Here is a 24165-nt window from a genome sequence, read left to right as displayed (position 1 = left end):
TCATTCAGCGAACAGCCCCGCGTTGTCAAAGACCGCTTCGCCCTGCAGCAGGGTCGCCTCAACGGCAACGCTGCTGATCTGGTTGGCCGGGATCTTCAGGATGTCTTTACTGAGCACCACCAGATCCGCGAATTTGCCAACCTCGATGGAGCCGGTCCGGTCTGCGTGGCGCAGGGCAATGGCCGGGTTGATGGTCATCGCCGCGATGGCCGTGGCGACATCGGGCAGGCCGTCGTGCCTGCGGCTGACCGCCGTTTCGATCTTGATCAGCGGATTCAACTCATCCGCGTCCCAGTCACTTGACAGCGTAACGGTCGCTCCGGCTTCCAGCAGTGCCCCGGCAGGCAGCAGCCGATCGATGCGGTCGCCGATGAACTCTGCCATGAAGGCCTGGTAGTCCTCGGCGACCGCGCTGGGTGCCAGCTGCAAATCAGCAATGGCGCCAAGCTCGGCAAAGCGGGGGTAATCGGCGGGGTCGGCTAGGTAAAGATGGGTCAGCCGATGCGGTCCAGATTCCGGCGCGGCCTGGGCAATCGCGTCCAGCGCCAGCCGCGCGCCGTAATCCCCGGTCACATGGAAATGCAGCTGAAAGCCGGTTGCGGCAAGTTCCCGCGCGGCGCGCATCAGCTCGTCTTTCTCGAAATAGAGATACCCGTATTCCGCGCCGCCCTGCAGGTCCAGCCCTGCTTCATAAGGTTCCAGCAAGGCGCCGGTGGCCTGACTCAGAATGCCGTCGACATAGATCTTGGCGGCGTTGAAGCGCACCAGCCGGTCCGGGTCGTTGTGGTAGAGGGTCTTGATCTCCGCGATTTGCGCGTCCAATGGCCGGTCAGGATAAATGTAAAAGGCGTTCGAGGCCCGCAGGGGCAGCTCACCCGCTTCCTCGGCCCAATCCCACACCTTGTGATGGCCCTGCGGCCAATATCCGCCTGCATCGCTGATCGAAGTGATCCCGTTGGCATTCAGTTCTGCTGCCGCGTTCAGCAGGCTGTCATAGGCAAAGTCCAAGTTCTCCTGAGTTGGCGGGAAGGCAAGTGTGCGCAGGTTGTGCGGTGCGTTTTCCAGCACCACCCCGTTGGGCCGCCCATCAGCCCCGCGCAGGATGATATTGCCGTTGGCCGCATCCTTGGCCGTGTCATATCCCGCTGCCTGCAGCGCCAGGGAATTGGCCCAGGCGCCATGGCCGATGTCGTCGAGGATCATCACCGGGCGGTCCGGCGAGATTTCGTCAAGTACCGTAACCGGGTTGCTGTGCAATTCCAGCAGGTTGACCATATTCACTCCGGCCCCCAGCACCCAGGCGCCGGTATCGCCGTTTTCGGCGCAGCCTTGTACCGTGGCCTTATAGCCCGCAAGCGTGTCGAAGGCTTCGAACGGGCAGAGAACCGCATTCACCCCGGCCTCTACCGCATGCAAGTGGATGTCCTGGAACCCCGGCAGCACCATTCGCCCGGCCAGATCCACAATCTCCGGGTCTTCACCTGCGGCAGCCAGTACCTCAGCCTCGCTGCCAACGGCGGTAATGATGCCGTCTTCATCAATGGCAAGCGCCTCGGCCCTGCTGCGCGCCTCATCCACCGTGTATATGGCGGCATTGGTCAGCACCAGGCTGTCCGCATTTGCGGCACCGCCTGCCAAAAGGGCCCACCCCGCCGCAACTGCGCAGAGATGTTTCATGTCGCACCTTTCTGTTTCTTGATTTTGTCAAACACATACCGGGGATAGGTGGCCTTTGCATCCCGTGCGGCACCGGCGCTGACTGACACCGTGGCATAGGGCTGCTCCTCGCTGGTCACCGCGAGAATTTCGCCGTCCGGATCCACCGCCACGGAAAGCCCCTCAAAAGCAAAACTTCCTGCCGGATAGGCAAAATTCGAAGACAGGACATAACAGCCGGTCCGCACCGCCATGGCGCGGGCGCCGGAGACCCAGATATCGCTGCCCAGATCCGGGCTTGCGCGGGCACCAGAAGCACTTCTGCCCCCGCCTGCGACAGGCGGCAGCCATGCGCCGGGTCCCAAAGCTCGGTGCAGATGGCAAAACCGATCCGCAGCCCGTTCCAATCCAGCGGCGCCGGTTGCTGCGCACCCGCTCCATACCAGCGGCTCTCCCAATAGCCGTCTTCCTCCGGCAGGGCCGCTTTCTCGTGCTGCACGGCGGCGAACCGGCTGTTCTGCCACAGGAAAGCACGGTTTCTGGGCTGGCCGCCTGCATTCAGGACCGGCCGCGATCCCGCCAAACCCGTTCCCAGCTGCTCACCAAGTTCATCCAAACCGCTCTCGTGGTCATGGACAGACTGTTCCCACAGCGCCGCGTCACGTTCCGGACTGATGGCCAGCCAAGCGCTCAGCGGCATTTCCGGCAGCAGCACAAGGTCGCTCTGCTCTGCCGCCGCATGGTCGGCCAATGCGTCCGCTTGCGCCGCCCTTGCCTGCGGCCGCGGATCCCAATCGGCAATGCTGATCCTCATGCCGTGCCCCCGCCAATGCCTGCACACCCGCTGCTTGCAGCGCGACATCCAGCAGCACGTTCGCACCGGCCTCGACATGTTCCGGTGCCGTGTATTCCCGCTCGTTGTGGCTGATGCCATCACGGCAGGGCACAAAGATCATCGTTGCGGGTACCAGTTTGGCAAGATGGAACGCATCATGCCCGGCTCCGGAGACCATATCCCGGGAGGGATAGCCCCGCGCTGCAGCACCGGTTCGCACCGCCTCAATCAATTGCGGATCGAAAGACACCACAGGCGAGTGCCAGATCTGCTCAAGACGAATATCCACGCCCTCGGCCGCGGCATTCAATCGCGCAATACCCTCGGCCAACGCGCCATGCATGTGCTCCAGCGCGGCCTCGCCGGGGTGGCGCAAATCGACCGACAGGCAAACCTGACCGGGCATTACATTGATCGAACCCGGCAGCGTTTCGATTATTCCGATGGTCGCGCGGGCATCGGGATCCGTCAGGCCACTCCGGTAAACAAGCTCCGTCACTGCTGCCAGATGCTGCACGGGATCGCGCCGCATCGCCATGGGCATCGGACCTGCGTGGGCCTCTTCGCCGCTCAGTGTCAGGGTATACCAGCGGATTGCCTGTCCGCCGGTGACTACACCGATGGTCTTCTCCTCCTGCTCAAGGACCGGCCCCTGCTCGATATGCAGTTCCAGATAGCTGCCGGTTGCGCGGTTTCCCGGCTCCTTACCGCTATCGTAGCCAAATCGTTTGAGTTCCCGCGCAACCGGGATGCCGGATGCGTCGGTCGCCGCCAGTGCCTCTGCAAGGGGAAGCACACCGCAATGAACGCCCGAGCCCATCATGGCAGGCTGAAACCGGGCGCCTTCCTCGTTGGTCCACACGGCGACCTCTACCGGCGTCACTGTTGCAATGCCGAGATCTTCAAGCGTTTCCAGCACTTCCAATCCGGCCAGCACCCCCAGCACGCCGTCGAACCGGCCGCCATTGGGCTGCGTGTCCAGGTGGCTGCCGATGACAACCGGAGGCGCTGCCGGGTTCCGGCCCGCACGGCGGACGAACAGGTTGCCGATCTTGTCGAAGACCGGTGCAAAGCCGCGGTTTTTGCACCATGCAAGAAACAGCTCGCGGCCGTCCTCGTCATCCTGGCTGAGCGACAGCCGGTGCGAACCGCCGTTTGTTGTGGAACCGATTTCGGCCATGTCCATTAGCCGGGACCAAAGCCGCGTTCCGTCTACCGAATAACCTGTCATCGAACGCTCCTTCAAAGCTTCGCGAAATACCCGCATGATCCCCGCCGGGGCAGCTTCCCGGTAGTCCCCCATCTGTGGGACTGGCGAACCGCCCCCAGTATCGTGGTGCTTTTGGTGCCGCTTTTGGCAGTCCTCTTCAGGCTGGCAGTGATTGCACGCACAGGCTGCATAGAGGGCAGATTGGCACTGAATATACGGGCTGACCGGAAACTGCGCCGTAGGGAAGGGTGACGGGTGACTTTGGTTGACCGGAATATGACCCACGTCCGGGAACTGCTTATTTTCGATTTTGCAGACCACTGGGGTGTCCCTCCAAAGGGGCTGCGATGAGCGTGAAGGCGAAGATGCCGAAGCGAACCGAATGGGTCGGCTTCCCGGGCAAAATTGCTGGCTACTGCAGCCGGGAGATTGCATGGGGCTGAAGGTTTCCGTGGCTTCGACCTCCCCATGTTGCTAGCAGTTTTTCGTGCCTCACCAGCCGGGGACTCGTAAGACACGAGCGTCTGCGGCATCTCGCTCAATTGAATTTCAGAATGTGGAGCAGGCTTCGATCAGTAGACATTCAACGCCGATCAAGGCGCTCGCGGCGCTGAGCATGGCGCTTGCGGCGGTCGTCGCGATCGTGGGAGTAAAGTTCCAGATCGATTCTGCCGCGGCGCAGCAGCGCGCGCAATCAGCCCGGGATTGTTACCGGGGCTTTCTCGGGATTTCGATGAACAAATCCGAACTGGCCACCTTCGACCACTGCGTCGCTCATCCCTTTGAAAAGCGCATTGCCTATGACCATTACGTCGAATACCTGCTCTATACCGCCGAGCAAACGATCAGCCTCGGACCGGAATGGGCAGAGCGCTTGCCGAGACTTTGGCGCCGCATCGCGAATACATTTGCACCAACATTGCGGCGCGGATCTGCATCCGGAAGCTCGCCGCCTGTTCAATGAACTGGCTGGCACTTCCTGCAGGACATTGCCGCCCTGCGCTGACTGACATCAGATTGGCGCGGAAGAGCATTGGCACTCGCTGGTCTCGCATTGGCATTATGGGTGCGTGCACCCTCACCTTCATCCCCGACCAGGAAAGAATCCGGCGATTTCGGACGGCCGCCCGCACTGGCCGTCAGCGGGAGGCGCCGCGAACTAAGCGCAGGATCAGCGCCAGTGCAAATAGCACGAGGAAAATAAAGAACAGGATCTGTGCGATCCCAGCGGAGGCCGAAGCGATGCCGCCAAATCCGAAGATGCCGGCAATGATGGCAACGGCCAGGAAAACGAGAGCCCAATTGAGCATACCTTGTCCTTTCGGTTGCGAGTTGTTGTTAGTAAAACCCTTCAGGCAGCCAAAAGTTCCGTATTGCGGTCCGGAACTTCCTTAGCGGCAAAGTGCTGACCGCGATCCGTCAGGACAAAACATAGTTCTGGCCGCCAATCCGGGCGCAAGGCCGGGCCGGGGACCTATTCGCGGCGCGCATTTGTTGATCTTTAAAGCGGCGATGCCCCGCGCAAGAAACTCGAAGCAGAGAGACCGCTGAAACCTAGGAAGCCGAAGCTGGAGGCAGGCGGAAGATTTGGCGGAAGCACCTGGCAATGCTGCGTCAGATCAACGGCCGCCGTTCGGGCGCGGTCAATTCGACCATCGCCACCTCGGCAAGCGCGGGCAGGTCCCTGATCTGCAGATTTCCATTCTGCCATTGTGCAAGTTTGCTGTCCCGCAGCGTTTTCAGCATCTTGTTGGTGTGTACCAAAGACAGGCCAAGCGCATCTGCCAGGTCCTGCTGGCGGTATGGCAGCGGCACTGTGTCCTTCACCTCCATGCCAACAGATTTGAGCCGCTCGTAAATCCGCACCAGTGCCCAGGAAATGCGCTGCGAAGCATCCCGCTGCCCCAGAGACGCAATGGTTTCGCCCAGGAAATGCTCCTCGACCGCGGCAATCCACGTCAAGTCGTATGCGCGCTCTGGCTGCCGCTGGAACAGCTCATACAGCGCAGCGCGGCGGAACACGCACAGCGTCATCGGGGTGGCCGCTTCCACTGAATGCTTCATCTCTCCCATCAGGCTGGCCTGCAGACCGGCTATATCGCCGGGGAAAAGAAAATTGATCACTTGCCGGCGGCCATTTTCCAAGGTCGTGTAGCGCGTGCCCATGCCGCTCAGCACTGTATAAAACTGCGGGCTGTTAGATCCTTCCAGCAGGATCGTCGTGCCTGCATCCACCGTTAGCTCTCCAGTTTTAAACTCCTGGGTAAAGATGACTTCTTCACGCGACATTGGTGTAAAAACGGGCCGCTTGCGCAGCGGGCAATTCTGGCAGGCGGTTGGTGACACGGGCCTTCCCCTTTCGCAGCTATGTCACAGTTTAATGCGCCTGAACCGGAAAAGTTCCAAAATGCTTGACTGTAGGGGGAGCGGAAGCAATGGAAGAGCCCAATCAAGACAGGGCACATGTCTATCTGATCGTGTCCAGAAACTACCTGATCACTTGCGATATCTGCGATACCATCTCGGACTTTGACCCGGTGGCCGAAATCAGTGTGCAAAAGGGGCATGAATGCGCGCTGATGTCGATCACGCCATTCCGGCGGATTGCGGTGGCCTTTGTCGAAGCGGGATCCGAACAGGTTACCAGTCTCAAGATTGATCAGGCGGTTCAGGGACGCGGCGGGAGGCTGGTCCTATTGGGTGATGCTGCCGAAGACGAACTGGACGGGCATTCACCGCGCTTAAGATGGCCGGTGCTTGCCCGCCCAGTTTCCACCCGGATGATTCAGGCGCATCTGGCGCAGGAGCAGTGCAGGATGCGGAGCAATCGCGGTGTTGCCGGGCAAAGTTAGGGATTGCAGCAGAATTGCCGAAGTCCGTGAATGTTGATGGCTGTTGCACTGGAAGCGCTTGTTAAAGTGCACATGAATGCCTGGGTCGTCTGGTCACTCTTTCCCGGAATTTCTCCCGTTTCTTGCATGCTTAAGACTATAGGCTGCGTGTTTCAGATTGACCGGCCTGCTTATTTTGCGATCGCATCCATAGCGCGGCCGACAGTGAAGCCGTGCAACATGGTCGAAAGCAGGATGGTCAGCCCGATCAGTGCCCATAATTCCGGTTCGTTCACAAACTCCAAATGTGCGCCGGCGTAGCAGAGATAATAGATTGACCCGATCCCCGAACACCAAACACGGACACCACAAAACGGTCGCGTTTGCGGAGCTGCGAACCAGCCAGCGAGAGCCAGCCAGCCAGAGGCCGGATCACACCGATAAGCAAAAGCGCCAATAGGAGATGTGCCCAGGTTAGATCTTCAAGAAGAACCGGCAGGACATTGCCAAGGGCAACCAATAGCAGTGCTGTCAAAGCGTGTTCGATTGTTTCGCAGAAATCGTGCAGCCTGCGGTGAAAACGGTGTTCATTTTCGATCCGGCGCAGTGTCAGGCCCATGACAGCGACGGCGATGAACCCGTAGCCTTCGACCAGTTCGGTAGAGCCGTAGCAAAGCAATACGCCGGCAACCGCCACAACACCCGACGCAGTGTCAGCCAGAACCGCAGAACGGGGAAACCGAAACAGCACTTGCCCCAGCGCCCAGCCACCGCAGGCGCCCATCACAACACCTGTTGAGATACGGTACGCGACATCAATAATAAGCCAGTCAGCCAGCCATGCCTGAGGGTTCAACCCCTGCACGGCAACAATGAGGCCGAGGTAGACAAAGGGGAAGGCGAGCCCGTCATTGAGCGCCGCTTCAGTTGTCAGAGTAAAACGCACCGGGTGTTCGTTGCCTTCCATCGGCGGACCGACTTGCACGTCACCCGCAAGCACCGGGTCTGTCGGGGCCAGCACGGCACCCAGGAGTATTGCGCCGGCAGCAGTCATGCCGCCCAAGCCCCACCCCAGCACGGCAACCGCCAGGATTGTGAGCGGCATCCCGATGAGGAGAAGCCGGACCGTCGGGCTCCATTTTTTCCATGGCCTCAGGCTGTCGAGGCGGAGACCGGCTGCAAACAGCGCAATAATCACAGTCAGCTCGCTGACAACTTCCCAAGGCTTCGGGTGAGCGCGCGGGTCTGGAAGCTGGGGCAGGCCAGGAACCAGCCAGTAAGCCGCCATTCCGAGCAGGATGAGAAGCGGTGCGGCGGCAGGCTCTCGGGTTGAAAAGAAGCGCGGTGACCAATGAGCAAGAATGATCACTACACCCATGGCTGCAAGCATCAGGTGATAGGAGGCTAAGCCAAAGAATTCAGCGTGGTCCATGAGCGCCATTGAGCAGCATTTTGCGCCGCCAGACCAGTCTTAGGCAGTCTGGCGGACCGGTCTTTGAATTGCAGGAGAGCGTGCGGCCTAAGAATATTGCCACCAGATGGCCGCACGGCTTTGGTACCTGATAGGCGGTACTCACCGCATAGCGTGAAAAATGCTATGCGGTCTGCGCCTATATCAGATGCTCTCCAGCATGCGGTCGACAGCTTGGCGGACTTCGTCCTTGGTCTTGCCCAGTTTCTGCTGAAGCAGCCCTTCCAATTGTTCGCGCTCGCCCTTGGCCTGTTCCAGTTCGTCGTCGGTCAGGTCGCCATAGGTCTCGCGCAGGCGGCCCTTGAGTTCGGTCCAATTGCCGGTGAAACGGTCGTCGTCCATGTCGTGTTCTCCTTTCAAGATCGGGCGGAAACCGGGGGTGTGCCGCGGTGACGCGCTCTCAATTAGAAAACGCTGCCGAGGCCGTAAGGTTCCGTGCAGACCGTGAAACTTGCATCGGCAGCAATCCACAGACGGCGTGCGGCAGTGGCCACCTTGGAGTTTCAGGACCGGCTGGCTGCCGGGCGGTCTCTGCCGTCGTGGCAGCGTGTCTCCCTTCGAAGCCGGGCATGACCTTCATTAATTGTGCCGGAATGCATTATTCGCTGACCATCTCCATCACAGCATCCAGGTGGGATGTCTTGAACGGGCGAGAAAGCATGGGCAGGGACTGCAGTTCCGGCTCGGTGGTGTCCCCATTCACCAGGATGACAGGCCAATTTTTTGACAGAGCTGTGAAAAGCCAGTCACGCGCCGCCGGTTCACTAAGCGGGAAGGCAAAGAACACCAGCCGGGGCGGCGGCTGGCTGTCATCGAAAAATGCGGAACACTGCTCAATTTTGGTTTCGCTCAAAACGGTATCCAGACCGCGGCGGATCAGATAGTCGCTTATGTCAAGCGCTTCAAGAGCGTTCTTTGTCAGGATCAATACCGGCGCTTCCGCGCCGCGAGTTTCAGTACCCATAAGGTCTCCATTCACTTGTAGAGGAGCCATGGCATTGCGCCGGGCAGCTGGCATTAAACTATGACATATCGAGTCTCGAAAAATGCCGTCAGAGTGTTTTTCTGTCCGGACACAGCCGCGGGATGGCGAACCCGAAGGCGGGCAAGGGAGGGTGTCGGCTAACCTGTTGATAAATATTGGTTGTCGTGCATTGCCCTGGGGTGGTGCGGTTGGAAGAGGAAAGTCTTCCCTGAAAGCTTCGGCCGCAACGGCGGGTAAAGCCAATTGTCACAGGACACTTCACTCCAGCGGGCGGCACGTTAGGGGCTATGCCCCTTGGCCAGCGCGGGATATCCGGGCGTCATATGGCGGATTTGCAACGTGATCCAAGCCGAACGGCGCGGTTGCCTCCAGACGTTTTAAAGCCAGGGGGACTGCTTTATGGATTTTTGTATGAGGACAATCCAGGTCGCCAGTCATCCAGCGTCTTGCCTGCGGACCGTTTGTAGCAGCCGGATGCGGAGAGCGCACTGCTCCGGCAGGCGAACCGTCACCTGCATAACAGTGCGGACCTGCCGCAGCGATGGCCGCCGAGTGGTGCAACTGCCTTGGAATTGATCGGGAGGATGCGGATTTGAACCGTAGAAAGATTTGTACCGGGCGGCATCAGGGGCGCATCCTGACGCTTGGGCATGGACTGAAGGCGTTTTTAGTGTGCCTGGTTGCTGCGGCTGCACTCTGCCTTGGAACGGCCAGCGGCCAGGCACAGACCGCCACTGATCCGGTTCAGACCGACGGCCTGATCGAAGTCGGCGACGCGGCAGTGCGCGATAGCGCGATTTTGAGCAGGATCGAAAAACTGCTCGCTGAAATTGAAGGCTATGGGGCCGTGACAGTATCGGTTTCCGAAGGTGTTGTCCGTATCACCGGCCAGGTGATCGACAATGCGGCGCAAGACAGGCTGACGCAGATCGTCAACCGCGTGGCCGGTGTGGTGGCGATTGAGAACGAAACCGAAATCAGCGGCACGCTCGAAGAGAGGCTGGCCCCCGCGGTGGACCGGATTGCCGCCCGCACGCGGAATCTGCTGGCGAACGGGCCGATTTTTCTGGTTGCGGTGACGGCCTTCTTTCTGGTGGCGGCAGGAGGCTGGCTGCTGACGACGCGGATCGGCATCTGGACCCGGCTGGCACCCAACCCCTTTATCGCGGATGTCTACCGGGCGGTTGCGCGTATCATGTTCATTCTGACGGGGCTGGTTCTGGCGCTTGATATCATGAACGCAACGGCGCTGATTGGTGCCGTGCTGGGGGCGGCGGGGGTAGTTGGCCTGGCGCTTGGCTTTGCGGTGCGTGACACAGTGGAGAACTTCATTGCCTCCATTCTGCTTAGCCTGCGCCAGCCGTTCAGGCCCAATGATTACGTGGACATTCAGGGCGATCAGGGAACGGTGGCGCGGCTGACTTCGCGGGCAACCATCCTGATCTCTCCCGAGGGCAACCATATCCGAATTCCCAATGCCACTGTCTTTAAGGGGCGCATCGTGAATTTCACCCGCGATCCGCATCGCCGTTTCGGCTTTGATCTGGGTGTGGATGCCGACGCTGATCTGGCAGCGGCGTTGTCCACAGCCGTGGCCGCACTCGAGGCGCAGCCATTTGTGCTGGAAGATCCGGAGGTTGGCGCCTGGATCAGCGAAGTCGGGGATTCCAATGTGATCCTGACCTTCACCGGCTGGGTAGATCAGACCCAAGTGGATTTCGCCAAGGCGCGCGGTGAGGCGATCCGGGCAGCCAAAATGGCGCTGGAAGGCGCGGGATTCGGCCTGCCCGAGCCAATCTACCGGGTCCGTCTGGACGGGGCGCAAGACGCCGCTGCTGCCGCCCCGGCGAAGCGCGTTGACACCCGGAAAACCCCGCCAGCGGCCAGCAGCGCAGATTTGCCCGAGGCCGCCGATCCGGCGCGGGCGGAACCGGCGGTGACCGGGGCCGCCGAGCGGGAGCGTGAGGGGCTGGATGGTGTGGAGAACTTGCTGGATGCGCAGCAGCGCGCCGAGTAAGGACCGGCTGCCGCCCGCACCTGGCGGTGCGGGCATATTCCACTCACATAATATTGTGCAATGGATCCTCAGCCGTCTTTGCAGGCAGGCTGTGGCGCGGATCCAGCATAACTCCCAGCCACAACAGAAGCGGCAGCGCCACAAATGCACCGATGGGACCCCACAGCCACAGGCCGAAAACAATGGCCAGAAAGACCAGCAACGGGTTCACTGCCAGACGGTTGCCGACCAGTAATGGCGTGACGATATTCGCCTCGGTCAGGTTAATGATAAGGAACAGCACCGGCGGCGCCACCGCAAGGGCACCGGTGAATTGCAGGGCGCCGGCAATACCCAGCCCCAGAATCATCAGCAGCGGGCCAAGGTAAAGAACGTAGTTCAGCAGGGCCGCCGCAAGCCCCCAGAGCACGGCGTATTCCAGCCCCAAAGCCAAGAAAATGCCTGCAGTCACCACGCCAAGACCAGCATTCACCACGGTGATCGCGGCAAAATAGCGGGCCACGGCCTTGTCGGCATGCTTGAGCCGGCCGTACAACGGACCGGTGAGGCGGTAGAGATCGTCCCGGGTCAGCGTGAAGAAGAACAGCGTGCCCACGAAGATGAACACTTGAGAGAGAAAGCTGGGCGCCAGCCATAGCGCGTCCCCACGGATGGGATGGCGGTTTGGGGCTCCATCGTTTCAGCGCCGACGGTGTTTTCGATTTCCTCGCTGATGGTCTCTATCCCGCGCAGCAAGGAAGAGGCCTTGTCGATCAGTGAGGATATGACCGCCTTGATGCGCGGCAGTTCCTCGATCAGGGCATTCACGACCGGCTCGATCAGCAGTACGGCGGTGGCTACAAACAATGTGCAGGCAAGCAGCAGAGACAAGGCAATCACCAGCCGCGGCACGCCATAGCGTGCCAGCTTGTCAGCAAGCGGCGACACAACGATGCCCAGCACCAGAGCAAAACTCATCGGTGCCAGGATCTGCTGTGCGTGCTGCAATGCCGCTGTGATGCTGATGATCGTGAGGATCATCAGCATCACCCGGACCCCCGGCCGCTGAGTGTGGTCTTTAGATATCCTGGCATTGCCGTCAGACAGAAGCCGCATGCGGTGCCGGGTCGGTATCTGACGGATCGAGGCTTGCGCTGGCCTTGCGGTGCAGCTTGTCCATTTCCTCGCGGAGGGCGGCCTCGGCTTTGGCGGCCAGCGCATCACGGCGGGCGCCAAGCAACTCGTCCTCCTGGCGGGTAGAAGGCAGCAAGGCCCCGATCAGTGCGCCCAGGCCTAGGGCAATGGCCCCGGCGGCCAGCGGGTTCTGATCGAAAAAAGTTCGCGAGCGGGCCGCGGCTTTGGCGGTATGCGATTCAACTTTCTCCTGCGCCTGCAGGGCAGCAGTGCGCGCCTTCAACACCCGCTTGCGGGCAGCTGCGGGCAGGGCGTCCAGCCCTGCGTCCAGTGTCTCGCGCATCTTGCCAGCGCGGAGGGTTTCTTCACTCATACCGGTCATCTCCTGTTTAATGGCGGCATCTGCCGCGGCGACACGCGCGTCAAAACCGGCAAAAGCGGCTTCGGGGGAACGGCGGCGGCCGGCTTGGCGGCGGTGCGCGGGCGGCTGCTGCTGCCGGTTCCGGTGAACAGAAGGGCCAACCCAGCCCCGGCCAGAACCAGGGCTGCGGGATTGCGCTTGGCTGCGGTAATTGCCTGGCGCCCCAGTTCGCCGCCATAGCCGTTTGCCGCTGCCGAAAGCTGTTCGGTCACCGATTGCGGCGCAACGGTGCCGGACAGGCTGGACAAGCTTTCTGCCAGCCGGAGGCGGTTTGCGTCCACGCGTTGTTCGATCTCTTCAGTAGCGGGCATTTGCGGCCTCCTTGATGCTGGCGGCATCTTTTTTAACATTGCTGATGGTGCGCGATGGCAGCAGCGCCTCGCTGCTGAGCTGCGACTTTCCGAACAGCAGCAGACCCAGGGCAATGGCGATCAGCCCGCCGCCGACGATCAGCGCGGCCCATCCGGCGGACAGGCCTGCGGATGCAATCCAGGCGACCAGCGCTGCCGCAAGCACATGCAGTCCAGCCAGTGCCACCAGAGCGGCAATAGCGAAACAAGCCAGCCCGGTTCCGGCGCGGGCGGCATTCTCCTTCAGCTCGCTCTTGGCAAGCTCGGCCTCACTGCGCAGCAGTGCCGTGAAATGCCGGAGAGCTTCCAGGAACATATCCGGCGCTTGGCGCAGATCATGACGTGCCATGCCCGGCCTCCTGCGTCATATCTGCCGGACCGTTGCTGCGGCCGTCCGGTTCGCTTGCCTTGAGGAAGCGGGTGGCGGCGAACCCGGCCAGTGCCGCGCCGCCCAAAAACAGCAGCGGATTGCGGCGCGCAAAGGCACTGACATCACGCACAGACTGTTCAATGTCCAAGCTGCGCACCCGGTGGGCGGCGTCCTCAAGGTGGCCGGCAACCATCTGCGCGGCCTGCGACTGCATGGAGCCCGGTGCAAAAGCATCCGCTGCGGCGCCAGCGGCATCCGCTGTAGCCTGCACCTCGCGGGCGGCCTGCGACTGCGCGGCGTCTGCGGCATCGCGAACCGTGCCTTTAACCGCACCCTTGGCCTTGCGGCCCAGATCGGCAGCTTGGGCGCGGGCTTGCGATTCCAGATCAGAAGTATCGGTCATATCATCTGCCTCTTTGGTCTCGGGGTTCTAGGGGAAAACGCGCGCTGACGCTTTTTGTTCCCTTGGTCGAATGAAAACGGCCCGGCGTCCGAAGCCCGGGCCGCACAATGGCTGCAGCAGCCGAGTCAGATTTTCGCGGCAGAGGACTTTGGACCTGCAATCAGCCAGATGATAAATCCCACAACGGGCAGAATGAGGATCACCAGCGTCCAAAGGATCTTGGCTGCGGTGGAGGCGCCAGAAGACAGGATCTGAATGATCGCATAAATGTCGGCGGCCAGCACCAGCAGGCCAATAATTCCATATTCCATGATTTGCTCCCTTCGGTTTGTTGTTCTGAAGGGAAAACGCGCGGAACCGGCAAAAGGTTCCCTGTCAGGGCAAAAATGGAAGGTGACCCTTTTAGGGATGGCGGCCGGCCAGCCGCAAAAAAGCCGCGCTGGCTGCGCGGCTTTGGCAAATTTCGAGTAATTCGGACGGCCCCTGCGGGCGGCAGGGTCAAAAACGGCTGCGCATGGCAAGGCCCAGCAGCACCCCAACGCCCAAGGCGCCGGCAATGGCAAGGCCCGGGTTTTTCCTGACAAATGCTTGTCCCTCTTTGGTCAGACGCTGCATTTCACCGGAACTGTACTGAAGCCCGGCGTCAATCTGCTCTTGCGCCTGCTGAACCGTTTGAGCGGCCTGCTCTTTTACGCGTCCTGCGAGGTTGCCGGACTCGCTGTCTGAAGTGGATGCGGCGCTGCTTTTGGTTTTCTGCTGTGCTTCGGCTGTGTTGGTCATGTGTCGGGTTCCTTTTACTAGCTGCCATTCTGCTGTGTGCGTGCGGCGGGTCAGGTCAGCCTTTTATCAGGCGGACAATGATCGAGAGGACAAAGAGCACCAGGAAAATCACAAAGAGGATCTGTGCGATCCCGGCGGATGCGCCCGCGATGCCGCTGAATCCAAGAACTGCGGCGACGAGTGCCACGACGAGAAACGTGATTGCCCAACCAAGCATGGCTCTTTCCCTTCATTGTTTGCGCGCTGCGAAGAGCGCCATCTGGCAAGTTAACGGCTGAGCGGGCGAATGGTTCCGGATTTCCGTTGCCATGACTGCAATGCTGCGGATTCTTAGCAAAAGAAAAAGCGCAGCGGCCGGCGCTGCGCTTTGTGAAACCGGGACGCTTGATCAGCCGCCGTCGCTGGCGTCTTCTTCAGGGCTTTGAATGTCGACGGTGGGGACGGTCACGGTCACTTCTTTGGTGCCGGTTTCAATGTCGCCAACCTCGGCGTCGAATTCCGGCAGCTGACCGCCTTCGACGGAGACCTCCACATCAGGAAGACGGGTATCCTGGGTCTGATCGATGTCGATCATATAGATGCCAAATACCAGCACAAGGATGCCAGCGACTGCGGCAAGAATAATAGGAGGTTTCACGATACTGTCCTTTCGGGTTGCTTCATCCGGCTAACGCGCCCGCGAGCGGAAAGGTTCCGTAAAAAACCGCCCGGCACAGCAAAAATGCAAGTCGATTCAAGGCTCAACGCGCTAAGTGAAAAAGAAAAGGACCCCTGCCGGATTAAAGGCAGGGGTCCAGTGAATGGACCAAATCGGGGACGGGCCCTGCAGCGTTTTCAGGCTGCTAACTGTTGAAAGACGCACAGCACGCGGAAATGTTCCGCAAGAAATGCGCGGAGCGCAAAATTCTGTGGCTCATTCGCCTGCGCAAATGCGCTGCGGGGCGCCAGTCTGGCAATGCGAGGGATCAGACCAGCGGGCGTTCACGGACATGGCTTTCCTCACCCGCCAGCTCTTCCAACTTTTCCATATCATGGATCGTCAGCGTACCTTGCTGCCAGCTCAGAACGCCATTCTTGCGCAATTCGGCAAGTTGTTTGTTGGTGTGGACAAGAGAAAGGCCCAAAGCGTCTGCAATATCTTGCTGGGTATAGGGAAGGGGCGCCGTATTTTTGCGGGCCTGCCCGGTTCCTTCGGCACGTCGAAAGAAACGGGCCATTGCCCAGGCGATCTTCTCATAGGCCGGGCGCTGACCGACAGCGGCCAGCGCATCGCCCAGGAAATGTTCCTCGACCGCAGCCAGATGGGCAACAGCAAAGGCGCGTTCGGGGTGGCAGGTAAACAGATCCCAGATGCCGGCCCGGTTGAACACGCAGAGCGTCATATCCGTCACCGCTTCGACCGAGTGGCCCATTTCCCCCATCACCCCGGCCTGCAGGCCCAGGAAATCGCCGGGCATCACAAAGCCGACCACCTGGCGGCTGCCATCGCTTAGCATTTTGTATTTCAGCCCCATGCCAGACAGGGCGGTGAACAATTGCGGTGATTTTTCCCCCTGGGTCAGCAGGTGGGTTCCGGGGCCTGCCTGCATTTCACCAGTCTTGAAGCGCTGCATAAAGTCGGCCTCTTCCGGCGAGAACTCCAGGAACAGGGACTGCCTGCGCAGCGGGCAGTTTTCGCAATTGGTTGTCATGACCAGCCTCACCGGCAAAGGCGCGGCTCCGTTCTGCCTGTGCGGATGCCCAGCGGATGCACCTGCGCCACTATTGTCCGTTGGTCCGGCCTCTGGGAAGAAAAAAGAAGCAGGACAAGACCGCGCTCTCCGCCAGGAGCAGCGCAGTACTGACACACAGACCGGATGGTGTGGATAGCTCCTGCTCCAATCGGCGTCGCGATGCGCCATACTGCAGTTGTTATCTACTGCTTATGAGAGGAGCTACCCAATGCAGGTTACAACAGTCGGCCTCGATTTGGCCAAGAGTATCTTTCAGGTCCACGGCGTGAGCGAGAATGGCGAAGTCGCTTTCAATCAAGCTCTGCGACGCGCGCAGTTGCTCGCATTCTTTGAGAAACTTCCACCCTGTCTGGTTGGGATGGAGGCTTGCGGATCCAGTCATTATTGGGCGCGGCAGTTGAGTAAATTGGGCCATGAAGTGCGCCTGATCCCGGCGATGTATGTGAAGCCCTATGTGAAGCGGGGCGAATCCGATGCGGTTGATGCCGCTACCATCTGCGAGGCGGTGACGCGCCCGACCATGCGTTTTGTAGCGATCGAATCGGAAGAGTAGCAAGCTGTGCTGTTTCTTCACCGCGCCCGCGATCTGATTGCCCGGCAAAGAACCCAGCTGAGCAATATGCTGCGCGGTTTATTGGCTGAATTTGGTATCGTGATTGCGCAAGGGATCGGCAGCGCGATCAAGTTTGCAAAGGGTGTGTTGGATGGAGACAAACCCGGTATTCCTGAGGTGGCCGTTGATGTGCTCAGCAACCTCAGCAACCAGCTTGTTGCACTGCACCTACGTGTTCGCTGGTACGAGATGCGCTTGCAGCTCCAAGCCAGGCAGGACCCTCGCGTGATGTTGTTGCGCACAATCCCCGGCGTCGGGCCGGTCACGGCGTCAGCGGTCATTGCAACAGCCGGAGACGCCAGCCAATTCAAAAACGGTCGCGAATTTGCCGCCTGGCTGGGCCTGACACCGCTCAACCGGTCAAGTGGCGGCAAGGAAAGGCTAGGCCGCATCTCCAAGATGGGGGACCGATACATCAGACGGCTGCTGGTCACAGGAATGACGTCTCGACTGAGGCAATTGAAAGCACATCCGGAGCGCGTTGATCCGTGGGCCCGAGCATTGCTTGAACGCAAACCAACCCGCCTTGCCACAGTTGCAATGGCAAACAAGACGGCGCGGATCATTTGGGCCGTCCTAACAAGGAACGAATACTACAGACCGCACACTGCTTAAACCGAGGAGAACAGAACACACGAGACAGCAAGACCATTGAAATGATGGAGCACAGTCAGCCCGTCAACCGAGACACCCCGTCGAATGTCAGGGACACCTAATTGCCCGCAGAGCGGTTTGGGACTCGGGTTGCGGAAACCATCAAGGCCAGCGGCCACATGTGCCGCACAAACAGGCCGGACACACGTCTGCTTCTGACAAGTGCCGAAATCAGCTTCAAAAATGTCTTGCTTTGCAGCAGCTATCCACACAGGACATTCAGGCAGCGGGAGTCTTGGATAGAATCCCGGCTGTCACGCTGTCGGTCAGCTCCAGTGCCTCGTCATCTTTCAGGTGCAGCAGATCCGCAAGGGATGCACGGGCGCGTCCGACCCGGCTTTTGATCGTGCCGACTGCGACACCGCAGGTTTCTGCGGCTTCCTCATAGGAAAATCCGCCCGCACCCACCAGGGTCAGGGCTTCGCGCTGGGTGTCAGGCAGCTGGTCAAAGGCCTGCATAAAGTCGCGCATGTTCAGGCGGCCGTCGTGATCGGGCTTGGAGGCCAGCGCCAAAGCCAGCGATCCGTCGGCATCCTCCACTTCGCGCTTACGCTTGCGGCGCAGTGAATAGAAAGTATTGCGCAGAATGGTAAACAGCCAAGCCCGCATGTTGGTGCCGGTTTTGAACTTGCCGATGTTGGTCCAAGCCTTGATCAGCGTGTCCTGCACCAGATCATCGGCGGTTGCGGAATTCCGGGTGAGACTGAGCGCAAAGGCGCGCAGCGCGCCGAGATGCTCGGTCAACTCATCGCGCGGATCAGCTGTCATTGGATGTCCTTCTTAGGAAGCTCAGCTTTGCGCAGCTGCTCAAGCAGATCGGTGAACCGCTCGGGCAGCGGTTCCGCTGCCAGTTCGTCAAAGGCCTTCTTCAAATTGCGGTCGATATGGTCCGCAGCACTGGGCACTTGTTGGTGGTGTTTTAGGTTTGCCATTTTTCCCTCTGCTCGACGCTCACCGGAAGCCAACGCGTCAAGATGGGAATGGTTCCTGCCGGTGCCGTATAAAACAGGAGTCGGCTGGACGAGCACCTTGGCCGCCGCAGATATCAATAGGCGCGTTTACGCTGGCTTGCCCGCCTGCTCCCAGCCGGAAACTCCCCAGGAGAGTCATTTGATGTCAGGCCGGTCATCTGCGCCACGGTGTGTCATTAAACGGCTGACCGACAGAAGCAGGGCCGCCAGCCCCGCCGTGAGAAAAGCCATCACAGTGAAGCCGAGGCCCGCCGCCATTCCAACCGCTCCGGCAACCCAAATGCTGGCTGCCGTAGTAATGCCGCCGACCCGCTTGTCACCCTTGATGATCGCCCCCGCACCGATAAAGCCAATAGCGCCCATCAGCCCCTGGGCCACGCGGGTCGGATCGGAAGACAGGCCCTCGGCTTGCATCTGACGGCCGAATTCCAGACCCAAGATAACAAAAGCGGCAGCACCAAGCGAAACCATCATGTAAGTGCGGATGCCCACCCGGCGGTGGCGCAATTCCCGGTCCAGCCCCAGCAGCGCACCGCCTGCCAGGGCAACGGCCAGCCGCAATGCCCAGTCCAGCTGTAAGGCCCAGTCCAGCTGTGTTGAAGAGCTTCCTGCACCTGCGAATATGTCCATTCAGCCGATCCTCCCGACATTACTCCTGGTCCCCGCGCGGCTGCAGGGGCACGACTGGCAAACGCCTGAAACGGCGCCGAGTTCCCTGGCCGGGCTCCCATGCGGGCGCGCTGCCAAGCGCCGGTTCCAATGCTCACCTGCGCGAGCAAGCGCTTGCACCCTTACTCAGTTCCCTGTGCCTAAGGGCCTATCATTATAGGAAAACTTGCGGGAATCCGATCATTTAAAAAGTTTCTCCAGCCAATTCAGGAACCTTTCAAGAAGCCCGCGCGTTGCTTCGGTGCATCCCCAAGAAGGGGCAGAAACGTAAGGAGCTTAAAACATGACTCATCTGATCCGCACCACCGCCCTTGTTACGGCTATGGCGACGGCAGCTGCAGCCGGCTCAAAAGTCTCCGAAATAGACGTGACGGCAGACCTGAGCGCGATCGAGAATTATCCGGCAGCCGCAGTCTGGACCAGCCTGGAAACAGACTTGGAAACCGCCCTGGCGGAGCGCCTTGTCGGCCAAATCGCGGATGAAGATGCTGAAGAGGCGGCGGAAATCCATGTTGAGATCGACTCCGTCATGCTGGCCAGCAATTTCGAACAGGCTCTGGGCGTTGGAGAATGGATGCTGAAAGGCGATGTGGACATTGATATGCCCGACGCATCCAAGGACATGCGTTACGACCTGACCGTTTCAGCTGACCAGCTGAACACATATTACCCCGAAGGCACTGACCCGGCCGCCGTCGCTGTAGACAGCGAGGTGTTTTACACCGCCATCATCGATGCCTTTGCAGGCAACGTTGCGTCGAAACTGAAGTAAGGAAAACACTATGCGCATCATTCTCGCACTATTCGCACTGGCCGGTCTGGCCGCCTGTGAAACCACCGAAGGCTTTGGCAGGGACGTGTCGAATCTCGGCAATGAAATCACCGAAGAATCCCAAGAAGCACAGTAGAGAGCTGCTGTACTTCCTGGATGTTTATTGGCCCGGCGGCTTATCGGCGCCGGGCCTTTTTTGCGCCGGTTGTGCTGAAGCGCCAGGCAACGGGACTGGTGGCGGTTCAGACGATGTCTTCAGTTGCCCCCGGCAATGGTTGCCGCAGTTCCGACATCCTATCGGGGTCATGCGGAACCAAAAGTCCGCGGCGCGCCTCGGGGCGGCGCACCTTGTTGCGGCGGATTTCGTTCTGCCACCAAGCGGCAGCACGGGCCGGATCCAACGCTTCAGCCGGCAGTTCTTCTTGCCACCAGTGCCGCGTCAGCGCATGCCACAGCGTCCTGATCCTGTCTTGCTGCGTGATCCGCAGCGCTGCCTCAGTATCCCATCGCATTGAGCGCCCGTTCAGATTGGCTGAACCCACCATGGCGAAATCCTGGTCAGTGAGCAGAACCTTGCTGTGCAGATAGATCATCGGAGATCCCGCCAGCACCGAAGGCGCTTCGCGGGCTGCCATGCGCCGCTGCACCGGGCTGGCAATACAGGCGCGCGCACCAAAGGCGGCGCTTATCTCCTGCAGCGCTTCGGCCTGCAGCGCCATGCCATAGCGCGCATCCAATCCGCGGTTTTCATCAAAGGCGACCTCCTCGGGCAGCGCGGGAAGGATCAGGATCAGCGACAGGTCCGGGTTGCGGCGTGCGGCATCGGCCAGCCCGCGCGCAATAACGCTGGAGCGCAGGTATTGGGTTTCCAGATAGATCAGCTGCCGGGCTCGTGCGAAGGCCTCCAGGTGGTCCTCCTCAATCTCCTTCAGGACCGTCCTCGGTGACAAGGCCCAGAAACCGGCGCGGCGAGGTGCAGACAGCGTGCGACGGATATGCTTGCCATCGGGCGGTTGCTTGCGCAGGGCGATTTCGTCCTGAAAGCGCTCCAGATGGCTTGCGGCTTCTGCGGCTTCGGGGCCGCGCAGCATCAGCTGCACATCGGCCCATGTTTCATGCGCCGGCTGGTCATGCTTCTGCGTGTCATAACGGCGCCGGTTCAGATCCAGCCCGCCGATATACAGAACCTCACGGTCGATCACCGCGACTTTCTGGTGCTGCGAAACCGGGTAAAGCTGCGGCACACCCTGACGGCTGGCCGCGGCAGGCCGCAGACGTCTAGGCAGCTTGCGCAGTTTGCGCATCACGAACGGAGAAAAGGCAAGCCGCGGCAAGAGACCCGCCCGCGCCGGATGCAGAACGGCCGAGACCGATAGCCGCGCAGCCTGATCCGGTTCAAGCCGGGCCGCGATCCCTTGCGCCTGTTTCAACGTGTCTTGTGCGGCGGCATGCAGCGGCGCGGCCATGACAGGATCAAAGTCGCTTACAATCAGCCGGACCCGAACCCCGCGCTGTAATGCGTCAACAATCAGATCGGCCCAGGTTTCCCCGGTTTCCAGCGCTTCGGGGCTTAGCAGGCGGTTGGCGAAATCGAACAGGCGGAAGCTGGCGGTGATTTCGCTCCGGGCATCCAGGACTGCGCGCTCAAACGCGGGCCAGGCCTGCTCCGCGGTGATCAGAACTTCAAAATCACCGCGGCGGAGTTCAGGCGGCGGGTTCTGCTTCATCTTGCTCCTGTTCCGGCATCGGCGCTGCTGGTGGTACGGCTCCTGCAACGGCGGGAAAGCCCAGCCGGTACGTGAAACTGTGCTCTTTTTCATGCGTGACGGCTTCGCCGTCAAGCTGAGTGGCAAACGCTGCCATCAGCCGTGTTCCGATGCCAGTTCCGCCGATTTCCTCCGCCGGATCCAGCAGAGGTTGCCCTTTGGTGTTGGTCAATTCCAGCTCCAGCCAATTCTTGGCGGTTTCGCGCAAACTGACACTGATTTCCGGCCGTCCCCCGTCGGGCACGCCAATGTATTTGACCGCATTGGTCATCGCCTCCGATACAAGCATTGACAAGGTTACCCCTGATCCTGGCTGAGCGGCATCTGTGCAAGGTTCGTTTCGATCGCAATGTCCTGTCCGGTTCCTGCATTCATGGTGCCGATCTCCGCGATCAGCTCATTGATCAGCTCCCGGCTGTCCACGGTGGAAATGTCGGGGTTGGTGTTCAGGCTGCGATGGATCGTCGCCAGGCCGCGCACCCGCCGCTGCAGCTGTGCCAGCATCCTCCGGGCTTCGGGGGTCTGCGCGTTCCGGCCCTGCATATTCATTATGGACGCCACAAGCTGGAGGTTGTTTTTCACCCGGTGATGCACCTCGCGCAGCAGCATGGTCTTTTCCTCAAGGTCAAGCTCGCGCCGCCGCTCTGCTTCGCTGAGAATCGCCACCATGCGGTTAAAAGACAGCCGGGCTTCCTCAAACTCGCGCGGAGGGCTGTTGAGTTTCAGGCTTGGGTCATCCCGCTCTCCCAGCGCATACAGCCGCATTGCCCTGCGCAACGCGCTGAGATGGCGGATCACCATTTGCTGAAGACCGAGGACAGCAACCGAAATCCCGGCAAGCCACATCAGGACCGGGAAAGCGAGCGTCATCCAGGAGGTTGGGCTGGCGCTTACGGTCATGGCATTTTCCACCGGCCAGCTGCCGACTACGGAAACTTGCCCGGGGAGAATTTCACTCACTGCGAAGAAACGTTCCTGGCCAGAGCGCGCGTCTTCAAAAAACGTGTCGCCGGTGCGCTGCAGCAGTTCCCGGCGCGGTACTGAAACCGGCAGGGCCTGTGCGGCTTGCTGCTCTGGAATGCTTGCGGACAGGATCTCCCCCTGCGCGTCCAGAGTGACAAAACGGATACCCTGCTCGGCCCATTTGGTGCCGGACAGTGATTTGGTCAGCTGATGCGGAACCGCGATGGAGACGTAGCCCAGCAGGATGCCGTCGCGCTGCACCGGGCTGGTTGCCACCAGCTGGGGACCGCTTCCGCCCAGTATCTCCTGGCCCGCCGCAAACGAGAGGCGAGCAGCCTGCCGGGCTTTGAGAAACAGCCACTTCTCGGAGACATCCCCGATGCTGCCGTCCGAGGTGCATTCCATCGAGCCGCCGGGCGTGATGAAGGCGGCAAATGTGAACGGGTTCTGGCCCTGGGTGAACGATTTCATCAGGTTTGCACAGCGGTCATCACTGCCGAACACTGGCAGGATGGCTGCGGCCAGGCCTTCTGTCGCGCCGCCGGCCCGCTGTAAAAGTTCACGCTCCTTGGCGGCGGCCTGCTGTGTGTGTGCCAGCAATGATGCATGGGACAGCCTGTTGGCTTCTGCCACCACGGCGTTGGTCTGGTACAGAGCGATCAGGCCCAGCGGCAACAGCGCAAATGTCATCAGCGCGGCCAGGCGTACCAGCAGGCTGCCGCCCTGCAGCCGCGGGACTTTGATCATGCGGCGCTTTGCTGGGCGACGATCCCAGCCGTGACCGTATCAGTCAGTTCCATTTTGCTTTCTTCATCCAGTTCCATCAGCTCTGCCAGGCGGGCACGGGCACGGTTTACACGGCTTTTGACAGTTCCGGTCTTCACGCCGCACATTTCTGCTGCTTCGTCATAGGAAAATCCGCCTGCGCCAACCAGCACCAAAGCTTCGCGCTGCTCGTCGTTCAATTGCGCAAAGGCGGCGTTGAAATCGCGCATGTGAAGCCGCCCGTCGTGATCGGGCTTTTGCGCCAGGGCGCCGGACAACGCGCCATCTGTATCCTCCACCTCGCGCTTGCGCTTGCGGCGCAGCGAATAATAGGTGTTGCGCAGAATGGTGAACAACCAGGCCCGCATGTTGGTACCGGTTTTGAACTTGTCGATATTGGTCCAGGCTTTGACCAGCGTGTCCTGCACCAGATCATCGGCTGTGGCCCCATTGCGGGCAAGGCTAAGGGCAAAAGCGCGCAGGGCGCCCAGGTGGTTGACCAGGTCCTCTCTCGGGTCATGCGCGGAGTCAGTCATCGGAGCGGTTCTCCTCCGGCTGGTCCGGGGCGCGGGGTGCGTGCGCCTCTTTCTCCTTCAGCTGTTTCAGCAGATCGGTAAACCGGTCCGGCACCGGTTCACTCGCGATCTCATCGAAGGCCCGCTTGAGGTTTTCGTCTATTTCGCGGTCGGCCTGTTCATTGCGCGGCCGGGCGCGTCGTGGCTGTGTCATGCAATCCATCGGTTTTTTGCGCAGTTTCTGGAACCAAACGCGTTGAGGCGCGTATAGTTCCATATGTATTGCAAAAAAAGGGACGACG

Annotated in this window: 31 protein-coding genes and 2 pseudogenes; 6 read left to right on the top strand and 27 right to left on the bottom strand. The window is 60.4% G+C overall.

The genetic code is table 11. The features are described 5' to 3' along the window. The 3 genes and pseudogenes from ETW23_RS17540 to ETW23_RS17530 form a co-directional block, all read right to left on the bottom strand. On the bottom strand, window positions 1-1677 hold the full coding sequence (locus tag ETW23_RS17540) for an amidohydrolase (RefSeq protein WP_134830778.1): 1677 nt from the start codon (window positions 1675-1677) through the stop codon (window positions 1-3). Further along, window positions 1674-2407: pseudogene (locus ETW23_RS26850) on the bottom strand (carbon-nitrogen hydrolase family protein). The gene ETW23_RS17540 and the pseudogene ETW23_RS26850 overlap by 4 nt, the downstream one beginning before the upstream one ends. After that, window positions 2316-3722, bottom strand: a complete 1407-nt coding sequence (locus tag ETW23_RS17530; protein ID WP_254695072.1) for a Zn-dependent hydrolase — start codon at window positions 3720-3722, stop codon at window positions 2316-2318. The pseudogene ETW23_RS26850 and the gene ETW23_RS17530 overlap by 92 nt, the downstream one beginning before the upstream one ends. 535 nt (window positions 3723-4257) lie before the next feature. On the opposite strand from ETW23_RS17530, the gene ETW23_RS17525 reads away from it, so the two are divergent. Next, window positions 4258-4665 carry a hypothetical protein gene (locus ETW23_RS17525; protein WP_134830776.1) on the top strand — a complete coding sequence of 136 codons (408 nt, stop codon included), beginning with the start codon at window positions 4258-4260 and terminating at the stop codon, window positions 4663-4665. Window positions 4666-4840: 175 nt separating this feature from the next. On the opposite strand, the gene ETW23_RS17520 is transcribed toward ETW23_RS17525, so the two are convergent. Then, entirely contained in the window at window positions 4841-5011 is a 171-nt protein-coding gene (locus ETW23_RS17520; RefSeq protein WP_134830775.1) for a DUF1328 domain-containing protein, read from the bottom strand. A 304-nt stretch (window positions 5012-5315) separates the two neighbouring features. Further along, on the bottom strand, window positions 5316-6047 hold the full coding sequence (locus ETW23_RS17515; protein WP_129369360.1) for a Crp/Fnr family transcriptional regulator: 732 nt from the start codon (window positions 6045-6047) through the stop codon (window positions 5316-5318). An 89-nt stretch (window positions 6048-6136) separates the two neighbouring features. Here ETW23_RS17515 and ETW23_RS17510 point away from each other — a divergent pair, with 89 nt between their 5' ends. Then, the gene (locus ETW23_RS17510) at window positions 6137-6553 is read left to right on the top strand and encodes a hypothetical protein (protein ID WP_134830774.1); all 417 of its coding nucleotides are present in this window, start codon (window positions 6137-6139) and stop codon (window positions 6551-6553) included. 271 nt (window positions 6554-6824) lie between these two features. On the opposite strand, the gene ETW23_RS17505 is transcribed toward ETW23_RS17510, so the two are convergent. The 3 genes from ETW23_RS17505 to ETW23_RS17495 all read right to left on the bottom strand — a co-directional run bounded on the left by ETW23_RS17505 (window position 6825) and on the right by ETW23_RS17495 (window position 8997). Continuing rightward, window positions 6825-7973: a sodium:proton antiporter gene (locus ETW23_RS17505; RefSeq protein WP_254695071.1), complete on the bottom strand. Its 1149-nt coding sequence runs from the start codon at window positions 7971-7973 to the stop codon at window positions 6825-6827. Between the two features lie 174 nt (window positions 7974-8147). Then, complete coding sequence (locus tag ETW23_RS17500; protein WP_134830773.1) at window positions 8148-8345, bottom strand: CsbD family protein; 198 nt, start codon at window positions 8343-8345, stop codon at window positions 8148-8150. 256 nt (window positions 8346-8601) lie between these two features. Continuing rightward, entirely contained in the window at window positions 8602-8997 is a 396-nt protein-coding gene (locus ETW23_RS17495; protein WP_254695070.1) for a hypothetical protein, read from the bottom strand. 661 nt (window positions 8998-9658) lie between these two features. Here ETW23_RS17495 and ETW23_RS17490 point away from each other — a divergent pair. Then, a complete protein-coding gene (locus ETW23_RS17490) occupies window positions 9659-11005 on the top strand; it encodes a mechanosensitive ion channel domain-containing protein (protein ID WP_254695069.1) in 1347 nt (448 codons plus the stop codon). A 43-nt stretch (window positions 11006-11048) separates the two neighbouring features. Here the strand turns inward: ETW23_RS17490 and ETW23_RS26200 are convergent, their stop codons facing one another. The 11 genes from ETW23_RS26200 to ETW23_RS17445 all read right to left on the bottom strand — a co-directional run bounded on the left by ETW23_RS26200 (window position 11049) and on the right by ETW23_RS17445 (window position 16133). Next, window positions 11049-11600, bottom strand: a complete 552-nt coding sequence (locus ETW23_RS26200; RefSeq protein WP_254695068.1) for an AI-2E family transporter — start codon at window positions 11598-11600, stop codon at window positions 11049-11051. Beyond that, window positions 11573-12031 (bottom strand): AI-2E family transporter, encoded by a 459-nt coding sequence (locus ETW23_RS26195; RefSeq protein WP_254695067.1) that lies wholly within the window; start codon window positions 12029-12031, stop codon window positions 11573-11575. Before ETW23_RS26195 ends, ETW23_RS26200 begins: the two co-directional genes overlap by 28 nt. A 52-nt stretch (window positions 12032-12083) precedes the next feature. After that, window positions 12084-12491 carry a hypothetical protein gene (locus tag ETW23_RS26190; protein WP_254695066.1) on the bottom strand — a complete coding sequence of 136 codons (408 nt, stop codon included), beginning with the start codon at window positions 12489-12491 and terminating at the stop codon, window positions 12084-12086. Between the two features lie 5 nt (window positions 12492-12496). Further along, window positions 12497-12850, bottom strand: a complete 354-nt coding sequence (locus ETW23_RS26185; RefSeq protein WP_254695065.1) for a hypothetical protein — start codon at window positions 12848-12850, stop codon at window positions 12497-12499. Then, window positions 12837-13238, bottom strand: a complete 402-nt coding sequence (locus ETW23_RS17475) for a phage holin family protein (RefSeq protein WP_129369369.1) — start codon at window positions 13236-13238, stop codon at window positions 12837-12839. Before ETW23_RS17475 ends, ETW23_RS26185 begins: the two co-directional genes overlap by 14 nt. Further along, window positions 13225-13662 (bottom strand): hypothetical protein, encoded by a 438-nt coding sequence (locus ETW23_RS17470; protein WP_134830771.1) that lies wholly within the window; start codon window positions 13660-13662, stop codon window positions 13225-13227. The genes ETW23_RS17475 and ETW23_RS17470 overlap by 14 nt, the downstream gene beginning before the upstream one ends. A 125-nt stretch (window positions 13663-13787) precedes the next feature. After that, the gene (locus tag ETW23_RS17465; RefSeq protein ID WP_129369371.1) at window positions 13788-13973 is read right to left on the bottom strand and encodes a PLD nuclease N-terminal domain-containing protein; all 186 of its coding nucleotides are present in this window, start codon (window positions 13971-13973) and stop codon (window positions 13788-13790) included. 187 nt (window positions 13974-14160) lie between these two features. Beyond that, window positions 14161-14442, bottom strand: a complete 282-nt coding sequence (locus ETW23_RS17460; RefSeq protein WP_134830770.1) for a hypothetical protein — start codon at window positions 14440-14442, stop codon at window positions 14161-14163. Window positions 14443-14497: 55 nt separating this feature from the next. Then, complete coding sequence (locus ETW23_RS17455; RefSeq protein ID WP_129369373.1) at window positions 14498-14659, bottom strand: DUF1328 domain-containing protein; 162 nt, start codon at window positions 14657-14659, stop codon at window positions 14498-14500. A 171-nt stretch (window positions 14660-14830) separates the two neighbouring features. Then, on the bottom strand, window positions 14831-15079 hold the full coding sequence (locus tag ETW23_RS17450; RefSeq protein WP_129369374.1) for a hypothetical protein: 249 nt from the start codon (window positions 15077-15079) through the stop codon (window positions 14831-14833). Window positions 15080-15407: 328 nt separating this feature from the next. Further along, window positions 15408-16133: a Crp/Fnr family transcriptional regulator gene (locus tag ETW23_RS17445; RefSeq protein WP_129369375.1), complete on the bottom strand. Its 726-nt coding sequence runs from the start codon at window positions 16131-16133 to the stop codon at window positions 15408-15410. Window positions 16134-16383: 250 nt separating this feature from the next. On the opposite strand from ETW23_RS17445, the pseudogene ETW23_RS17440 reads away from it, so the two are divergent. Then, a pseudogene (locus ETW23_RS17440) lies at window positions 16384-17403 on the top strand (IS110 family transposase). 258 nt (window positions 17404-17661) lie between these two features. Here ETW23_RS17440 and ETW23_RS17435 read toward each other — a convergent pair. The 3 genes from ETW23_RS17435 to ETW23_RS17425 form a co-directional block, all read right to left on the bottom strand. Further along, window positions 17662-18210 (bottom strand): RNA polymerase sigma factor, encoded by a 549-nt coding sequence (locus ETW23_RS17435; protein ID WP_129369376.1) that lies wholly within the window; start codon window positions 18208-18210, stop codon window positions 17662-17664. Further along, window positions 18207-18374 (bottom strand): NepR family anti-sigma factor, encoded by a 168-nt coding sequence (locus ETW23_RS17430; protein WP_134830769.1) that lies wholly within the window; start codon window positions 18372-18374, stop codon window positions 18207-18209. The genes ETW23_RS17435 and ETW23_RS17430 overlap by 4 nt, the downstream gene beginning before the upstream one ends. 174 nt (window positions 18375-18548) lie before the next feature. Continuing rightward, window positions 18549-19043: an MgtC/SapB family protein gene (locus ETW23_RS17425; RefSeq protein WP_247676854.1), complete on the bottom strand. Its 495-nt coding sequence runs from the start codon at window positions 19041-19043 to the stop codon at window positions 18549-18551. A gap of 322 nt (window positions 19044-19365) precedes the next feature. Here ETW23_RS17425 and ETW23_RS17420 point away from each other — a divergent pair, with 322 nt between their 5' ends. Together ETW23_RS17420 and ETW23_RS17415 are read left to right on the top strand one after the other, a co-directional pair. Further along, window positions 19366-19854: a hypothetical protein gene (locus ETW23_RS17420; RefSeq protein ID WP_129369378.1), complete on the top strand. Its 489-nt coding sequence runs from the start codon at window positions 19366-19368 to the stop codon at window positions 19852-19854. Between the two features lie 10 nt (window positions 19855-19864). Further along, entirely contained in the window at window positions 19865-19990 is a 126-nt protein-coding gene (locus ETW23_RS17415; protein ID WP_129369379.1) for an entericidin A/B family lipoprotein, read from the top strand. A gap of 106 nt (window positions 19991-20096) precedes the next feature. Here the strand turns inward: ETW23_RS17415 and ETW23_RS17410 are convergent, their stop codons facing one another. From ETW23_RS17410 to ETW23_RS17395, 5 genes are read right to left on the bottom strand one after another with little or no spacing between them, the layout of a single operon-like run. After that, entirely contained in the window at window positions 20097-21581 is a 1485-nt protein-coding gene (locus ETW23_RS17410) for a phospholipase D family protein (protein WP_134830768.1), read from the bottom strand. Then, window positions 21559-21909 (bottom strand): hypothetical protein, encoded by a 351-nt coding sequence (locus ETW23_RS26180; protein WP_254695064.1) that lies wholly within the window; start codon window positions 21907-21909, stop codon window positions 21559-21561. The genes ETW23_RS17410 and ETW23_RS26180 overlap by 23 nt, the downstream gene beginning before the upstream one ends. An 8-nt stretch (window positions 21910-21917) precedes the next feature. Then, window positions 21918-23330, bottom strand: coding sequence for a sensor histidine kinase (locus ETW23_RS17405; protein ID WP_254695063.1), 1413 nt, complete (start codon window positions 23328-23330; stop codon window positions 21918-21920). After that, window positions 23327-23884: an RNA polymerase sigma factor gene (locus ETW23_RS17400; protein WP_129369382.1), complete on the bottom strand. Its 558-nt coding sequence runs from the start codon at window positions 23882-23884 to the stop codon at window positions 23327-23329. The genes ETW23_RS17405 and ETW23_RS17400 overlap by 4 nt, the downstream gene beginning before the upstream one ends. Then, window positions 23877-24077, bottom strand: a complete 201-nt coding sequence (locus tag ETW23_RS17395; protein WP_129369383.1) for a NepR family anti-sigma factor — start codon at window positions 24075-24077, stop codon at window positions 23877-23879. Before ETW23_RS17395 ends, ETW23_RS17400 begins: the two co-directional genes overlap by 8 nt. Window positions 24078-24165 lie beyond the last annotated feature (88 nt).

Origin of the sequence: Leisingera sp. NJS201 (genome assembly GCF_004535885.1) — a bacterium.
Taxonomy (GTDB): Bacteria; Pseudomonadota; Alphaproteobacteria; order Rhodobacterales; family Rhodobacteraceae; genus Leisingera.
The sequence above is the reverse complement of the archived record's forward strand: the minus strand, read 5'-3'. Positions and strand labels throughout refer to the sequence as shown.

Coding starts and splice junctions, on each gene's coding strand:
- ETW23_RS17540 (WP_134830778.1), bottom strand. CDS start 1,677: ATGAAACATCTCTGCGCAGTTGCGGCGGGGTGGGCCCTTTTGGCAGGC.
- ETW23_RS17530 (WP_254695072.1), bottom strand. CDS start 3,722: ATGACAGGTTATTCGGTAGACGGAACGCGGCTTTGGTCCCGGCTAATG.
- ETW23_RS17520 (WP_134830775.1), bottom strand. CDS start 5,011: ATGCTCAATTGGGCTCTCGTTTTCCTGGCCGTTGCCATCATTGCCGGC.
- ETW23_RS17510 (WP_134830774.1), top strand. CDS start 6,137: ATGGAAGAGCCCAATCAAGACAGGGCACATGTCTATCTGATCGTGTCC.
- ETW23_RS17505 (WP_254695071.1), bottom strand. CDS start 7,973: ATGGCGCTCATGGACCACGCTGAATTCTTTGGCTTAGCCTCCTATCAC.
- ETW23_RS17500 (WP_134830773.1), bottom strand. CDS start 8,345: ATGGACGACGACCGTTTCACCGGCAATTGGACCGAACTCAAGGGCCGC.
- ETW23_RS17495 (WP_254695070.1), bottom strand. CDS start 8,997: ATGGCTCCTCTACAAGTGAATGGAGACCTTATGGGTACTGAAACTCGC.
- ETW23_RS26195 (WP_254695067.1), bottom strand. CDS start 12,031: ATGCTGATGATCCTCACGATCATCAGCATCACAGCGGCATTGCAGCAC.
- ETW23_RS26190 (WP_254695066.1), bottom strand. CDS start 12,491: ATGAGTGAAGAAACCCTCCGCGCTGGCAAGATGCGCGAGACACTGGAC.
- ETW23_RS26185 (WP_254695065.1), bottom strand. CDS start 12,850: ATGCCCGCTACTGAAGAGATCGAACAACGCGTGGACGCAAACCGCCTC.
- ETW23_RS17475 (WP_129369369.1), bottom strand. CDS start 13,238: ATGGCACGTCATGATCTGCGCCAAGCGCCGGATATGTTCCTGGAAGCT.
- ETW23_RS17470 (WP_134830771.1), bottom strand. CDS start 13,662: ATGACCGATACTTCTGATCTGGAATCGCAAGCCCGCGCCCAAGCTGCC.
- ETW23_RS17465 (WP_129369371.1), bottom strand. CDS start 13,973: ATGGAATATGGAATTATTGGCCTGCTGGTGCTGGCCGCCGACATTTAT.
- ETW23_RS17460 (WP_134830770.1), bottom strand. CDS start 14,442: ATGACCAACACAGCCGAAGCACAGCAGAAAACCAAAAGCAGCGCCGCA.
- ETW23_RS17455 (WP_129369373.1), bottom strand. CDS start 14,659: ATGCTTGGTTGGGCAATCACGTTTCTCGTCGTGGCACTCGTCGCCGCA.
- ETW23_RS17445 (WP_129369375.1), bottom strand. CDS start 16,133: ATGACAACCAATTGCGAAAACTGCCCGCTGCGCAGGCAGTCCCTGTTC.
- ETW23_RS17435 (WP_129369376.1), bottom strand. CDS start 18,210: ATGACAGCTGATCCGCGCGATGAGTTGACCGAGCATCTCGGCGCGCTG.
- ETW23_RS17430 (WP_134830769.1), bottom strand. CDS start 18,374: ATGGCAAACCTAAAACACCACCAACAAGTGCCCAGTGCTGCGGACCAT.
- ETW23_RS17425 (WP_247676854.1), bottom strand. CDS start 19,043: ATGGACATATTCGCAGGTGCAGGAAGCTCTTCAACACAGCTGGACTGG.
- ETW23_RS17420 (WP_129369378.1), top strand. CDS start 19,366: ATGACTCATCTGATCCGCACCACCGCCCTTGTTACGGCTATGGCGACG.
- ETW23_RS17415 (WP_129369379.1), top strand. CDS start 19,865: ATGCGCATCATTCTCGCACTATTCGCACTGGCCGGTCTGGCCGCCTGT.
- ETW23_RS17410 (WP_134830768.1), bottom strand. CDS start 21,581: ATGAAGCAGAACCCGCCGCCTGAACTCCGCCGCGGTGATTTTGAAGTT.
- ETW23_RS26180 (WP_254695064.1), bottom strand. CDS start 21,909: ATGCTTGTATCGGAGGCGATGACCAATGCGGTCAAATACATTGGCGTG.
- ETW23_RS17405 (WP_254695063.1), bottom strand. CDS start 23,330: ATGATCAAAGTCCCGCGGCTGCAGGGCGGCAGCCTGCTGGTACGCCTG.
- ETW23_RS17400 (WP_129369382.1), bottom strand. CDS start 23,884: ATGACTGACTCCGCGCATGACCCGAGAGAGGACCTGGTCAACCACCTG.
- ETW23_RS17395 (WP_129369383.1), bottom strand. CDS start 24,077: ATGACACAGCCACGACGCGCCCGGCCGCGCAATGAACAGGCCGACCGC.